At 71.1% G+C, this 12,100-nt stretch carries 14 protein-coding genes; 10 read left to right on the plus strand and 4 right to left on the minus strand.

Going from position 1 to position 12,100, the window contains the following annotated elements; translation table 11 throughout:
• Positions 1-13: 13 nt before the first annotated feature.
• Entirely contained in the window at positions 14-682 is a 669-nt protein-coding gene (locus OP04_RS01060; protein ID WP_051796898.1) for a (2Fe-2S)-binding protein, read from the plus strand.
• Between the two features lie 64 nt (positions 683-746).
• Here the strand turns inward: OP04_RS01060 and OP04_RS01065 are convergent, their stop codons facing one another.
• Both OP04_RS01065 and OP04_RS01070 read right to left on the minus strand, forming a co-directional pair.
• Positions 747-1,451 carry an anti-sigma factor family protein gene (locus OP04_RS01065; RefSeq protein WP_033337519.1) on the minus strand — a complete coding sequence of 235 codons (705 nt, stop codon included), beginning with the start codon at positions 1,449-1,451 and terminating at the stop codon, positions 747-749.
• The gene (locus OP04_RS01070; RefSeq protein WP_033337520.1) at positions 1,448-2,023 is read right to left on the minus strand and encodes a sigma-70 family RNA polymerase sigma factor; all 576 of its coding nucleotides are present in this window, start codon (positions 2,021-2,023) and stop codon (positions 1,448-1,450) included. The genes OP04_RS01065 and OP04_RS01070 overlap by 4 nt, the downstream gene beginning before the upstream one ends.
• 303 nt (positions 2,024-2,326) lie before the next feature.
• On the opposite strand from OP04_RS01070, the gene OP04_RS01075 reads away from it, so the two are divergent.
• Positions 2,327-2,614 (plus strand): hypothetical protein, encoded by a 288-nt coding sequence (locus OP04_RS01075; protein WP_033337521.1) that lies wholly within the window; start codon positions 2,327-2,329, stop codon positions 2,612-2,614.
• A 44-nt stretch (positions 2,615-2,658) separates the two neighbouring features.
• Here OP04_RS01075 and pgi read toward each other — a convergent pair whose 3' ends face one another.
• Positions 2,659-4,293, minus strand: coding sequence for a glucose-6-phosphate isomerase (gene pgi / locus OP04_RS01080; RefSeq protein ID WP_033337522.1), 1,635 nt, complete (start codon positions 4,291-4,293; stop codon positions 2,659-2,661).
• 84 nt (positions 4,294-4,377) lie between these two features.
• Positions 4,378-4,743, minus strand: coding sequence for a hypothetical protein (locus OP04_RS01085; RefSeq protein ID WP_033337523.1), 366 nt, complete (start codon positions 4,741-4,743; stop codon positions 4,378-4,380).
• Between the two features lie 167 nt (positions 4,744-4,910).
• On the opposite strand from OP04_RS01085, the gene OP04_RS01090 reads away from it, so the two are divergent.
• The 8 genes from OP04_RS01090 (at position 4,911) to OP04_RS01120 (ending at position 12,088) form a co-directional block, all read left to right on the plus strand.
• Complete coding sequence (locus tag OP04_RS01090; RefSeq protein ID WP_157239075.1) at positions 4,911-5,804, plus strand: helix-turn-helix domain-containing protein; 894 nt, start codon at positions 4,911-4,913, stop codon at positions 5,802-5,804.
• Positions 5,805-5,833: 29 nt separating this feature from the next.
• On the plus strand, positions 5,834-5,983 hold the full coding sequence (locus OP04_RS51310; RefSeq protein ID WP_232323457.1) for a DUF397 domain-containing protein: 150 nt from the start codon (positions 5,834-5,836) through the stop codon (positions 5,981-5,983).
• A 142-nt stretch (positions 5,984-6,125) separates the two neighbouring features.
• A complete protein-coding gene (locus OP04_RS48975; RefSeq protein WP_157239077.1) occupies positions 6,126-7,004 on the plus strand; it encodes an ATP-binding protein in 879 nt (292 codons plus the stop codon).
• Between the two features lie 192 nt (positions 7,005-7,196).
• Positions 7,197-8,132: an STM4015 family protein gene (locus tag OP04_RS01100; RefSeq protein ID WP_033337524.1), complete on the plus strand. Its 936-nt coding sequence runs from the start codon at positions 7,197-7,199 to the stop codon at positions 8,130-8,132.
• A complete protein-coding gene (locus OP04_RS01105) occupies positions 8,129-9,175 on the plus strand; it encodes an STM4014 family protein (RefSeq protein WP_033337525.1) in 1,047 nt (348 codons plus the stop codon). Before OP04_RS01100 ends, OP04_RS01105 begins: the two co-directional genes overlap by 4 nt.
• On the plus strand, positions 9,163-9,948 hold the full coding sequence (locus tag OP04_RS54435; RefSeq protein ID WP_033337526.1) for an STM4013/SEN3800 family hydrolase: 786 nt from the start codon (positions 9,163-9,165) through the stop codon (positions 9,946-9,948). Before OP04_RS01105 ends, OP04_RS54435 begins: the two co-directional genes overlap by 13 nt.
• A complete protein-coding gene (locus OP04_RS54440) occupies positions 9,945-11,231 on the plus strand; it encodes an STM4012 family radical SAM protein (protein ID WP_198153646.1) in 1,287 nt (428 codons plus the stop codon). Before OP04_RS54435 ends, OP04_RS54440 begins: the two co-directional genes overlap by 4 nt.
• Positions 11,228-12,088 carry an STM4011 family radical SAM protein gene (locus OP04_RS01120; protein ID WP_033337527.1) on the plus strand — a complete coding sequence of 287 codons (861 nt, stop codon included), beginning with the start codon at positions 11,228-11,230 and terminating at the stop codon, positions 12,086-12,088. The genes OP04_RS54440 and OP04_RS01120 overlap by 4 nt, the downstream gene beginning before the upstream one ends.
• Positions 12,089-12,100: the final 12 nt, after the last annotated feature.

A 12,100-nucleotide genomic window follows, 5' to 3' on the forward strand; every position in this document is an offset into this window, starting at 1 on the left:
ATATGCTGCCGGCTTGGACACGGTCGGGGCGGACGAGATCGCGGCGGCGGTGGCGCGCGTCGCCGCGGGCAACCCGTTCTACGGCATCGGCCTCGATCCGCTGCCGGACGCGGTGCCGATCGAGGACACGGTGGCCGCGGTGCGGGCCTGGGCGCGCACGGACGAGCCCCGGGTGGCCGCGTCGCTGACCGTGCTCGGCTACTCCGCCCGGCTGGTCGGCCCGCTGCTCGCGCTCCTGGTCCACGACCGCATCCTGCTCGACATCTCGTCCGTGAGCTGCGCCTACACCCCCGGCGCCGGCTTCCGCCTCGCCCTGGCGGCGCCGTCCGGCCGGCGCGGTCCCGATCTCGCGGCCCAGGCCGGCGCCGCGCTGGTCACACACCTGACCCAGATCATTGCGAGGGTACGGGTGGTGGCTCCGGCCGCGGCCGGGCTGCTCTGGGGGAACGTCGCGTCCGGGATCGCGGGCACGGCCCGGCAGCTGTCCCGGACCGCGCCGCCGGAGGCGTGCCGCCGGGTCCGGGACGCGGTGCTGGCCACGGCGCCGCTGGACGTGGCCGGCACGTTCGACGCGCGCGACGCGTACACCCGCAGCAGTTGTTGTCTTTACTACCGCCTCGGCGGTGGCACCTGCGGTGACTGCCCGCTGCCCGCGGACATCGCCCGCGTCCGCCGGCCGTGATCCGGGCGTCGTTCAGGTCGCGGGAACGACCTGAACGACGCCCGGATCATCGGCCTGGGGCGGGTCATACGATGGGCACGCTGACGAAGAGGCGGCCGGCGGTGTTGACGATCTCGACGGAGGCGACGTCCTCCGGTGCGATCGAGGCGCTGCCGTCCAGGTTCGTGCCGCTGACCTCGCCCCGCTCGGAGACGATCCAGCCGCCGGCGATCTGACGGTCGCCGTTCTTCGCGACCACGATCAGGCGGCAGTCCTCGCCGTGCGGGATGCCGGCGACGTCCGCGTTGACGCGCACCCAGCCCATGGCCGGCGTGACGGTCGCGGTCAGCGCCACGTTGGTCGCCGGGTCGAGCGTGGACGCGACCTTGGCGCCGGCGGCCGCGGAGGTGGCCGACGGGATCGCCTGGGGCGGCGCGTCCGTGCCCCCGGCGCCGCGGCCGACCAGCACACCGCCGCCGATCGCGGCGACCAGCGCCACCGCGGCCGCGGCCGTGATCAGGCCCTGCTGCCAGCGGGCAGCGCTGGACTTCTCCTGCCGGATCTGGCGGAGCGTGCGCTGCAGCACCAGGTCCGCGTCCGGCGGGCCGTGGATCAACGCCTCCGGCGGGATCTCGCCGAGCACCTCCTTCATCGCCTCGAGGTCGGCCAGCTCGGTCCGGCACGTCTCGCAGGTGGCCAGGTGGGCGTCCACCTCGCTTCGCTCAGCGGGTTCGAGCGTTTCCAACACATACGCTCCGATCAGCTGGCTGTGCTCAACCTCGGCGTTCATCGGGTCACCTCCGCCACGCGCGCAACGGTCCTGCCCGGCGCCTTCGTCTGTCCGCCTATGACATGCTCCCGGAGGGACTTCATGGCGTTGTGTGATCGGGACTTCACGGTACCGGCTGGGATTCCCAGATGCGCCGCCGTCTCGGTGACGGTGCGGCCCCGGAAGTAGATCTCCACGAGCACGCTGCGGTGCTCCTCGGAGAGGCGTTCGAGCGCGTCCAGCGCCACGATCGAGTCCACCACCTGGTCGGAGTGGTCCCGCGACACCGGCACGGTCACCGGCGACTCGGCCACCTCGGCCGGGCGGACCGACTTCGCCCGCGCGCGGTCCGTGATGATGTTCCGGGCGACCGTGAACAGCCAGCCACGGATCGACCCGGACGCCTCGGACAGCTCGTGGACGTGCCGCCACGCGCGCAGCAGCGTCTCCTGGAGCACGTCCTCGGCAGCCCCGCGGTCGCCGGTCAGCCGCGTCGCGTAGGCGATCAGGGCGCCGCCGTGCTCCTCGTACAACGACCTGATCAGCGCCTCGTCACTCGACGTCTGGCGTTTGCGCGGCCGGAGAATCGCCATCGCGCGCCCCTCTGTGTGTTGGTGGCGAGAACCCGTCGGCTCGCACCACCCGAGCTACGACGGTCCTCACGGAACGGTTCATCGCAACGTAGCCTCCGATCCGGACGGGTGATGGTGGTTGATCGACCGCCATGCGGCACGCCCATCGCCGTCACCCTATTGACCCAGGTCCGGCACAGCACGTGAACGTGGGTGTCGGGTGCGAGTCAGCGGCGAAAATAGTATGAACCGGTTTCGGACCACGGTCGTTATAGCGTCAAGTGCCGAAAGACCCGGAGGCCGATGATGACCGTCCCACACCCCGTGACCCGTGACCCGCGTACCGCGCCCGGCCTGGTCGTGCCCATCGCGGGCCCGGTCCGCAACGGACCCCGGCGGGTGGTCAAGGCGGCCGGGTTCGCGCTGCTCGCGGTGGGTGCGATCGCGCTGCTGGCCGCGCTGCCGTTCCTGGGCCTGCAGCCGGAGGCCGCGGCCGTGGAGTCCGGGCGGCTGGTGCAGGTGGACCACCCGGTGTACTACGCGGCCGGTGGCGCCGTGGCCGTCGTGCTCGCGCTGGTCGTCATCCGGCGCGCACGTCGCAGGCGTTCCTGACACCGGCGGGGGTACGGCGTACCCCCGCCGGCTCTTGATCTGGTTTATGCGCGGCCGCGCTGGGCGCGGTAGCGGGCGATGAGCGCGTTCGTCGACGAGTCCTGGTCGCCGGCCGGCGTGGTCTCCTGCGTCAGCAGCGGGGCGAACTGGTTCGCCATGACCTTGCCGAGCTCGACGCCCCACTGGTCGAACGGGTTGATGTCCCAGATCGCGCCCTCGGTGAACACGATGTGCTCGTAGAGCGCGACCAGCTGGCCCAGCGTCGACGGCGTCAGCTTCTCACCGAGGATCGTGGTGGTCGGGTGGTTGCCCGGCATGACCTTGTGCGGCACCACCGACGGGTCCACGCCCTCGGCCTCGACCTGCTCGCGCGTGCGGCCGAACGCGAGCGCGGCGGTCTGCGCCAGGAAGTTCGACATGAACAGGTCGTGCATCTCGGCGGTGTCGTGGTTCGGCACGGAGAAGCCGATGAAGTCCGCCGGGATGGTCTTCGTACCCTGGTGGATCAGCTGGTAGAACGCGTGCTGGCCGTTCGTGCCCGGCTCGCCCCAGAAGATCTCGCCGGTCTGGAAGTCCGCTTCGGTGCCGTCCTTCGTGACTGACTTGCCCAGCGACTCCATGGTCAGCTGCTGGAGGTAGGCGGCGAAGCGGTGCAGGTACTGCGAGTAGGGCAGCACCGCGTGCGTCTGGACGCCGAGGAAGTTGTTGTACCAGACGTTGAGCAGGCCCAGGATCGCCGGGATGTTCCGCTCCAGCGGCGTGGTCCGGTAGTGCTCGTCGACCGCGTGGTAGCCGGCCAGCATCTCCCTGAAGTTGTCCGGACCGACCGTGATCATCACGGAGAGGCCGACCGCGGACGGCAGCGAGTAACGGCCGCCCACCCAGTCCCAGAAGCCGAACATGTTCGCCGGGTCGATGCCGAAGTCGGTGACCCGCTTCTCGTTCGTGCTGACCGCGACGAAGTGCTTCGCGACCGCGCTCTCGTCCACGCCCAGCTTGCCGAGCAGCCAGGTGCGGGCCTCGCGCGCGTTGGTCAGCGTCTCCTGCGTGCCGAACGTCTTGGACACGATCACGAACAGCGTGGTCGCCGGGTCCAGGTCCGCGGTCTTCACCGCCAGATCGGTCGGGTCGATGTTCGAGACGAACCGGGCGGTCAGGCCCGGGTCGCGGTAGTCGCCGAGCGCCTCGTACGCCATCACCGGGCCGAGGTCCGAACCGCCGATGCCGATGTTGACCAGCGTGGTGATCTTCTCACCGGTCGCGCCGCGCCACTCGCCGCCGCGGACCTTGTCCGCGAACGCGGCCATCCTGTCCAGCGTGGCATGCACGTCCGCGACCACGTCCTGGCCGTCGACGGTCAGCTGCGCGCCCCGGGGGAGGCGGAGCGCCGTGTGCAGGACCGCGCGGTCCTCGCTGGTGTTGATGTGATCGCCGCGGAACATCGCCGCGATCTTCTCCTCGAGTTTCTGCTGCTGCGCGAGCTCCTGCAGGAGCCCGAGGGTCTCGTCCGTGACCAGGTTCTTGCTGTAGTCGACGTAGAGGTCCGCCGCCTGACCGGTCAGACGCTGCCCGCGACCGGGGTCGCCCGCGAAGAGCTCGCGCAGGTGCGTCTGGCGGAGCTTCTCCGCGTGCGCCTGCAGCGCCTGCCACTGCGTTGTGGCCGTGACCGTTTCACTCATAGAGCTCGACCTACCCGTGTAGCCGTTGACTGTCGTTTCATCCTTACGTACTCCGCGGGCTTACGGATGACAACGTGCCGTGCCTCATCTCTGTCTGCGGTAGATGGTGATCGCCACACCGCCGCCGGTGACGAACGGGATGAGGGCGAGCAGCGCCGATGGCAGGTGTTCCGTCATGAGCCCCACCAGCAGCCCGACCAGGACGAGCAGCAGCGTGAGCAGGACGAGCGCCAGCGCCGCCGCGGCAATGGTGCTGGTCAGCAGCAGAATCGCCCGCCGTGCCGCCGCGTCGCTGGACTCTGCGTACCGCCACCGGTTGTCAAGGAAGCCGATCAGGTTCGACGTCGGTGTTACGGGCGGCGATGGCGGTATGGCCGGCTCCCCGTCCGCATCGATGATCTCGCCCTCCTGGACGGGCGGCCGTCGGGTGACGGCATCGTTCGGCCCCATGTTGATCCTCCCCGGCCGGCCCGCCGCAATTCCCCCTACTGCGCGCCGACGTGATCCATTAAGGTACTTCTATATCAAAGTCGCAGCTGTGACTCGCACGTGCAAGTTTTTACTTGAACCATTCATGTTCACGTTTTTCGGCATCTTTACAGCGAGGTGTTGATCGGGTGGCTCGCGAAAAGCAAGGCGGCAATCTGCCAGGTGGCAATCCGCAGTCCCGTCGGTTGCTGCTAGGGGATGAGCTGCGGAGCTTGCGGGCCTCGCGGAAGATGACGGCGGACCAGGCTGGGCGTGAGATTGATCGGTCTGGCTCATGGGTCAGTCGCATCGAGGCCGGCAAGATCGGAATTCGGGTTCGCGAGCTGCACGAGCTTCTCGACGTTTATGGAGTGGCGAGTCTGTCGAGCCGAAAATATCTGGAGGGTCTTGCTGTTGAGGGGCGGCAGCGCACGTGGTGGAGTGCGTATCGCGACATTGTGGGCGAAAGCTATTCGGTTTATATCGGACTCGAAGACGCTGCTGAGCGGATTTTTGAGTTTCAGGAGCGTGTGGTTCCCGGTTTGCTGCAGACGATTCCGTATATGAGGGCGCTTTTCGAACGATTCTCTGTCGTGGCGGACTGGGCCGTCGGGGAGCCTGAGATCGATAGGTTGATTCAGGTTCGGGTCAGGCGGCAAGATATCCTTAATCGTCGGCCATTGCCGAAACTGGTGGTCGTCATCGACGAATCAGTCGTGCGCAGAGTGGTGGGCGGAATTGAGGTTCAGCGAGATCAGCTTCGGCATCTTGTTGACTGCGCATCGCGAATAGATCTCAGGATCCTCTCTTTTCGGGCCATGTCGGGGCCGGCGATGACCTCATCATTTACTCTCCTGCGATCGCCGGGAAGGTCCCCGATCGCGTTTCGGGAGGATATGGGGCGATCGGATGTGTATCATGACGCCTTGGCGGCACCGTACGTGGCGATGGCTGACTGGCTCCTAACCAATTCGCTCTCGACCGAAGAAACGGTGCTTCTACTTCTGCAGGCTCTGAACGAATTGAGTGAAGAAGCTCCGTGAAGAAAAGCGTGTTTCGCACTGGTGCCTGGGTGACGAGTTCGCACAGCGATACGGTCACGTGTGTAGAGGTTCGAGCGAATGGCGTAACGGTCGATATCCGTGACAGTAAGCGACGCCTTGGTGGCGTTCTGCACGTGTCGCCGGATGCGTGGACGGCGTTCGTGCGCAGGTTCGGCTGATTTCTGCCGGTAGGAACGTAGAAGAAGGCGCGGCCGGGAGGCCGCGCCTTCTTCGTTGAGGACGTCCTCACCACGAACCTCAGAGTTTCCTGACAGCGAACGTGAGTAAGGGAGCCGCTGCCGGGGCAGTAGGTTGCCAGGCGTGGTACTGAGGGAGGCGAGGACCGTGGTGGGCAGCGTTCGGGCGCATGTGGAGAGTGGCGCGCTGGTCGTGGCGCTCGGTGAGCGAGCCGACCTGCTCTCCGCCGAACGGCTGCGGCGTGCGCTGATCCGGTGCACCGCGCATCACCCGCCGTTCGTGATCGTCGACTGTGCGCGGGCCGGTCGGTCGCGCCGGCTGGCGTCGCTGCTCTCGGCCGTGGTCATGTTCTGCAACGCGCGCCGGCCCGGGACCACCATGGTCGTGACCGGTCCGAACGCGGCGGTCCGGCGGATGCTGCGCGGACGGGTCGCGATCTTCGCCACGCTGCCGCGCGCGCTGGCCGCGCTGCCCGCCTACCGGCCGCACGCCACGCGCGAGCACGTGCGCCTGGAGCCGGATCTCGGCGGCGCGTCGGCGGCGAGGGCGCTGGTCCGGTCGTTCTGCGCGCGCCGGGGGCTGGGTGACGACGCGGTGGAAGCGGGCGAGCTGATCGTGTCCGAGCTGGTCTCGAACGCGGTCCAGCATGCCGGGACCGCGCTGGACGTGACGGTCAGCCACCACCGCGGGCAGCTGCGCATCGCGGTCGCGGACCGGTCGCCGGAGCTGCCGCGGTTCGGCGGCGGGAACGGGCCGGGGCTGTCCGAGCGCGGGCGCGGGCTGGACCTGGTGGCGCGCTCGGCGACGCGATGCGGCGTGCTGCTCGGCACGGACGGGAAGGTCGTGTGGGCGAGCGTGGCGGCGCCGAAGCGGCGCTGGCGGCGGACCTGGCGGCCGGTCGCGGCGCTGGGCGGCAGGGTGGCCTCGTGGCGCTCGGCGGTGGTGCGGCGACGGGTGGTCGCACGGCGGCCCGCGGTGCGCCTGCGCCCGGCGCTGGGCTGAACGCGACCGCACGACCGTGTCGTGCGCGTGGGGCTGAAGACGCCCGCGCCGGATGTTCGGCTGAGCCCGGCCGTGTGATCGCGCGACGCCGAACCCGGCTTCGTGACCGATCGCACCCAAGACCGGGGAAAGTGTCGGCCGCCGCTGTTACGGTCCGTTCGAGCACATCGGACGAGACGGGGCGGTGGAAGCGTGACCATCAACCAGAACCTGGAGACGTTCGCCGGGCTGCCGGTGGTGTCCTGGGACGACGACCGGGTCGCGGCCGATCCGGCGTCGGTGGCGTGGTCCGTGATGACCGACGAGTACGACGTGGGCACCGACGAGTTCGAGGTCGCGTTCGAGGGGCTGGTCGCGCGCGCCGGTGAGGACGGCCCGTCCGCGCTGGTCATCGGCCAGTGGGGCGGCGCGTTCGACATCGGGCCGCCGCTCGACCTCTTCGTGCGGCACGCGCCGCGACTGTCCCGGCTGCGCGCGCTGTTCCTCGGCGACCTGCGGTTCGAGGAGTGCGAGATCTCCTGGATCCAGCAGCGCGACGTCGGGCCGCTGCTGACCGCGTTCCCGCGGCTGGAGCGGCTGGTCGTGCGCGGCGCCACCGGCCTTGAGCTGCACACGCCGCTGCGGCACGAGTCGCTGCGGGATCTGGAGTTCCAGACCGGCGGGCTGCCGGCGCACATCATCCGGTCGATCACCACGTGGGAGCTTCCGGCGCTGGAGCGGCTGCACCTGTGGCTCGGCGTGCGGGACTACGGCGGCGACTACACGCTCGACGACCTCCGTCCGCTCCTCGACGCGCGCGCGGTCGCGCGGTGGCCGCACCTGACCTCGCTCGGCCTGTGCGACAGCACGATTCAGGACGAGATCGCCGCCGAGGTCGCCGGCGCGCCGGTCGTCGCCCGGCTGCGCGAGCTGTCGCTGGCGATGGGCACGCTCGGTGACGCGGGCGCGGCGGCGCTGCTGGCCGGGCAGCCGCTGGACCACCTCGACCTGCTCGACCTGCACCACCACTACATCAGCGAGCCGGTCGCCCGGCGGCTGGTGGAGGCGCTGCCGTCCGTGCGCGTCGACCTCAGCGGCCCGCGGGTCGAGCCTCAGCTCGACGGCCGGTTCGTGGCGGTGTCCGAGTGACCGCGCTGTCCGTCATAGGAAACCCGGCCAACCGTCGGGTGACCATGTTCCTGCGCGCCGCGGCCGGGGCCGGTCTGCCGCCACCGCGCGTCTACGCCTGGCGTGACGTGCTGCGCGGCGGGCCGCTGCCAGGGCCGGGCGAGATCGTGCGCATCGACTCGCCGGGCGAGGATCCGGAGGTCGACCGGCTGCTGCGCGGCGCCGGCACGGAGGCCGCGCACGGGGAGATCGTCGGCACGGCCGCGGCGCACGCCGGGCTGGCCGCCGCGCTGCGCCGGGTCGAGGCCACCGGTGCCACGCTGCTCAACGCGCCGGACGACATCCTCACCATGAGCGACAAACGGCGCTGCCACGCGCTGCTGACCGGGCACGGCGTGCCGGTCCCGCCCGCGCTGCCGGAGGTGACCGGGTGGGACGCGCTCCGGGCCGCGATGCGTGAGGCCGGCTGGGCGCGCGTGTTCGTGAAGCCGGCGCACGGGTCGTCCGCGTCCGGCGTGCTCGCGCTTACCGCCGCCGGGAGCCGGGCCGAGGCCGTGACCAGCGTCGAGATCGCACCGGACGGGCGTCTTTTCAACAACCTGACCCTCCGGCGGTACGACCGGGAGGCCGAGATCGCCGCGATCGTGGACACGCTGGCCGGCGACGGGCTGCACGTGGAGCGCTGGTTCCCGAAGGCGGGCGTGGACGGGCGCACGATCGACCTGCGCGTGGTGGTGATCGCGGGCGAGCCCCGGCACGTGGTGGTCCGGGCCGGACGGTCCCCGCTGACGAATCTGCACCTCGGCAACGCGCGCGGCGACGTGGCGCGGGTGCGCGCGCTGGCCGGCGCGCGGGCGTGGGACGCGGCCGTGGAGAGCTGTGCGCGGGCCGGGTCGGCCTTTCCTCGTACCCTCATGGCCGGTGTTGATCTGATGTTCGGCAGCCGGTGGCATCGGCACGCGGTGGCCGAGGTGAACGCGTTCGGCGACCTGCTGCCCGGCGTGCTGGACCGGGGCGAGGACACCTATGCCGCGCAGATCAGGGCGGCGCTGTGCGCGGTCTGATCGGCAGTCACGACCTGCTCCTGATCACGCTGGACACGCTGCGGTTCGACGTGGCGGACCGGCTGCTCGCGGCCGGGCGCACGCCGACGCTGGCCCGGCTGCTGCCCGGCGGCTGGGAGCGGCGGCACACGCCCGCGAGCTTCACCTACGCGGCCCACCACGCGTTCTTCGCCGGGTTCCTGCCGACGCCGGTCACGCCGGGGCGGCACGCGCGGCCGTTCGCGGCCCGGTTCGCCGGCAGCGAGACGACCGGGCCGGACACGTGGGTGTTCGACGCGGCCGACCTGCCCGGCGCGCTGGCCGCCGCCGGCTATCACACGGTCTGCCTGGGCGGCGTCGGCTTCTTCAACCCGGGCGCGCCGCTCGGCCGCGTGCTGCCCGGCCTGTTCGCGGAGGCGCACTGGGAGCCGTCGTTCGGCGTGACCGCGCCCGCGTGCGTGGACGCGCAGGCGGACCGGCTCGCCGAGATCATCGCGCGGCTGCCGGCGGACCGGCCGCTGTTCACGTTCGTCAACGTGGCCGCCATGCACCAGCCGAACCGGCACTACCTGCCCGGCGCCGCCGCCGACAGCGTGGACAGTCACGCGGCCGCGCTGGAGTACACCGACCGCGCGCTCGGGCGGATCTTCGCGCTGGCCGGCGGGCGCGGGCGGCCCTGCCGGGTGATCGTCTGCTCCGACCACGGCACGCTCTACGGCGAGGACGGGAACGTCGGGCACCGGGTCGCGCACGAGACGGTCTGGACCGTGCCGTACGGGGAGTTCGCGCTGTGACCGACTCGCCCTACCAGGGCTATCTGTATGCGTATCCGCACAAGACCGCGTACCGGCGGCTGGTTCCGCGCCCGTCGCTGGCCGAGGTGTGGGCGGGGGAGCGGACCGATGCGCTCTTCGGTTACGTGCACGTGCCGTTCTGCGAGATGCGCTGCGGGTTCTGCAACCTGTTCACCCGGGCGAATCCGGCGGCGGATCAGGTCACGGCCTACCTCGACCGGCTGCGGGCGCAGACGCGCGCGGTGCGGGACGCGCTCGGCGCCGGCGCCCGGTTCGCCCGGATGGCGATCGGCGGCGGCACGCCCACCTATCTGACCGCGCCGGAGCTGACCATGCTGTTCGAGATCGTCGGCGATCACGGCGTGCCGCTGTCCGTGGAGACCTCGCCCGCGACCGCCACGCCGGACCGGCTGGCCGTGCTGGCCGCGCCCGGCACCACCAGGGTCAGTATCGGCGTGCAGAGCTTCCTGGACGCGGAGGCGCGCGCGGCCGGTCGCCCGCAGCACCGGTCCGAGGTGGAGCGCGCGCTGGGCGTGATCCGCGACGCCGGGATCCCGCTGCTCAACATCGACCTGATCTACGGCATCGACGGGCAGACCGCGCGCACCTGGCGGGAGAGCTTGGACGCGGCGCTGGCCTGGCGGCCGGAGGAGCTGTACCTCTACCCGCTCTACGTGCGGCCGCTCACCGGTCTCGGCCGGCGTGCCCGGTCGTGGGCGGACTGGGACGCCGCCCGGCTCGCGCGCTACCGGCAGGCCGTGGACGTGCTGACCGGCGCGGGCTACGCGCAGCTGTCGATGCGGCAGTTCCGGCGGGCGGACGTGCCGGCCGACGACGGGCCGGACTACTGCTGCCAGGACGACGGCATGGTCGGGCTCGGGTGCGGTGCCAGGTCGTACACGTCGTCGCTGCACTACTCGTTCGACTACGCGGTGACGGTCGGCGAGGTGCGCGCGGTGCTGGACGACTACCTGTCCCGGCCGGACGACGACTTCCGGTTCGCGGAGTTCGGCTACCGGCTGGACGAGGCGGAGCAGCGGCGCCGCTGGCTGCTGAAATCGCTGCTGCGCGCGGAGGGCGTGTCCGCCGTGGACTATCGGGCGCGGTTCGGCACGTCGCACGTCGACGATTTCCCGGAGCTGGCGGCGCTGGCCGCCCGGGGCTGGCTGCGCCCGGAGCGGGACCGGCTGACCGCGGACGGGCTGGCCTGGTCGGACGCGATCGGGCCGCGCCTGGTCTCCGCGCCGGTGCGCGCCGCGATGGACGGGCACGTGCCCCGGTGAGCGCGCTGTACGTGCTGTACCGGGGGCCGCTGGCCAGCTGCAACTACGACTGCCCGTACTGCCCGTTCGCGAAGCGGGTGGACTCGCCGGCGACGCTGCGCGAGGACCGGGCCGCGCTGCTGCGCTTCGCGGACTGGGTGGAGGCGACCACGGACCGGCGGCTGTCCGTCCTGTTCACGCCGTGGGGCGAGGGCCTGACCCGTCGGTGGTACCGGGACACGATCGTCCGGCTGTCCCACCTGGCGCACGTGGACCGGGTGGCGATCCAGACCAACCTGGCCGCGCGCACGGGCTGGCTGGGGTCCGCGGACCTCGGCACGGCCGCGCTGTGGGCCACGTACCACCCCGGGCAGGTGAGCCGGTCCGCGTTCCTGTCGCGCTGCGCCGAGCTGGACGCGCTCGGCGCGCGGTACTCGGTGGGGGTGGTCGGGCTGCCCGCCCACCTGCCCGAGGCGCGGGCGCTTCGGGCTTTGCTGCCGGCCTCCGTCTACCTGTGGGTCAACGCGGCCGAGGGGTATGTCTACAGCGCCGACGAGGAGGCCGCGTGGACCGCGCTGGACCCGAGGTTCGGCGACAGCGTGCGGCCGCATCCCTCGCGCGGGCTGCCGTGCCACGCCGGGGAGACCGCGATCTCGGTGCGCGGCGACGGGACCGTGCGGCGCTGCCACTTCGTGCCGGACGTGATCGGCAACCTCTACGACGGCAGCTGGCGGGCCGGCCTGCGCCCGCGCGCCTGCCCGAACACGATCTGCGACTGCCACATCGGGTACGTGCACCTGAAACCGCTCGGTCTGCGCGAGGTCTACGGGAACGGCGTGATGGAGCGGATCCCGTTGTCCACAGCCCCGAAGAGTTAACACCACGGCATA

The organism is Catenuloplanes japonicus, assembly GCF_000717135.1.
Classification (GTDB): domain Bacteria; phylum Actinomycetota; class Actinomycetes; order Mycobacteriales; family Micromonosporaceae; genus Catenuloplanes; species Catenuloplanes japonicus.

Excerpts from the sequence above, each read along its gene's own strand:
- OP04_RS01065 (WP_033337519.1), bottom strand. The coding sequence starts at position 1,451 with ATGAACGCCGAGGTTGAGCACAGCCAGCTGATCGGAGCGTATGTGTTG.
- OP04_RS01070 (WP_033337520.1), bottom strand. The coding sequence starts at position 2,023 with ATGGCGATTCTCCGGCCGCGCAAACGCCAGACGTCGAGTGACGAGGCG.
- pgi (WP_033337522.1), bottom strand. The coding sequence starts at position 4,293 with ATGAGTGAAACGGTCACGGCCACAACGCAGTGGCAGGCGCTGCAGGCG.
- OP04_RS01085 (WP_033337523.1), bottom strand. The coding sequence starts at position 4,743 with ATGGGGCCGAACGATGCCGTCACCCGACGGCCGCCCGTCCAGGAGGGC.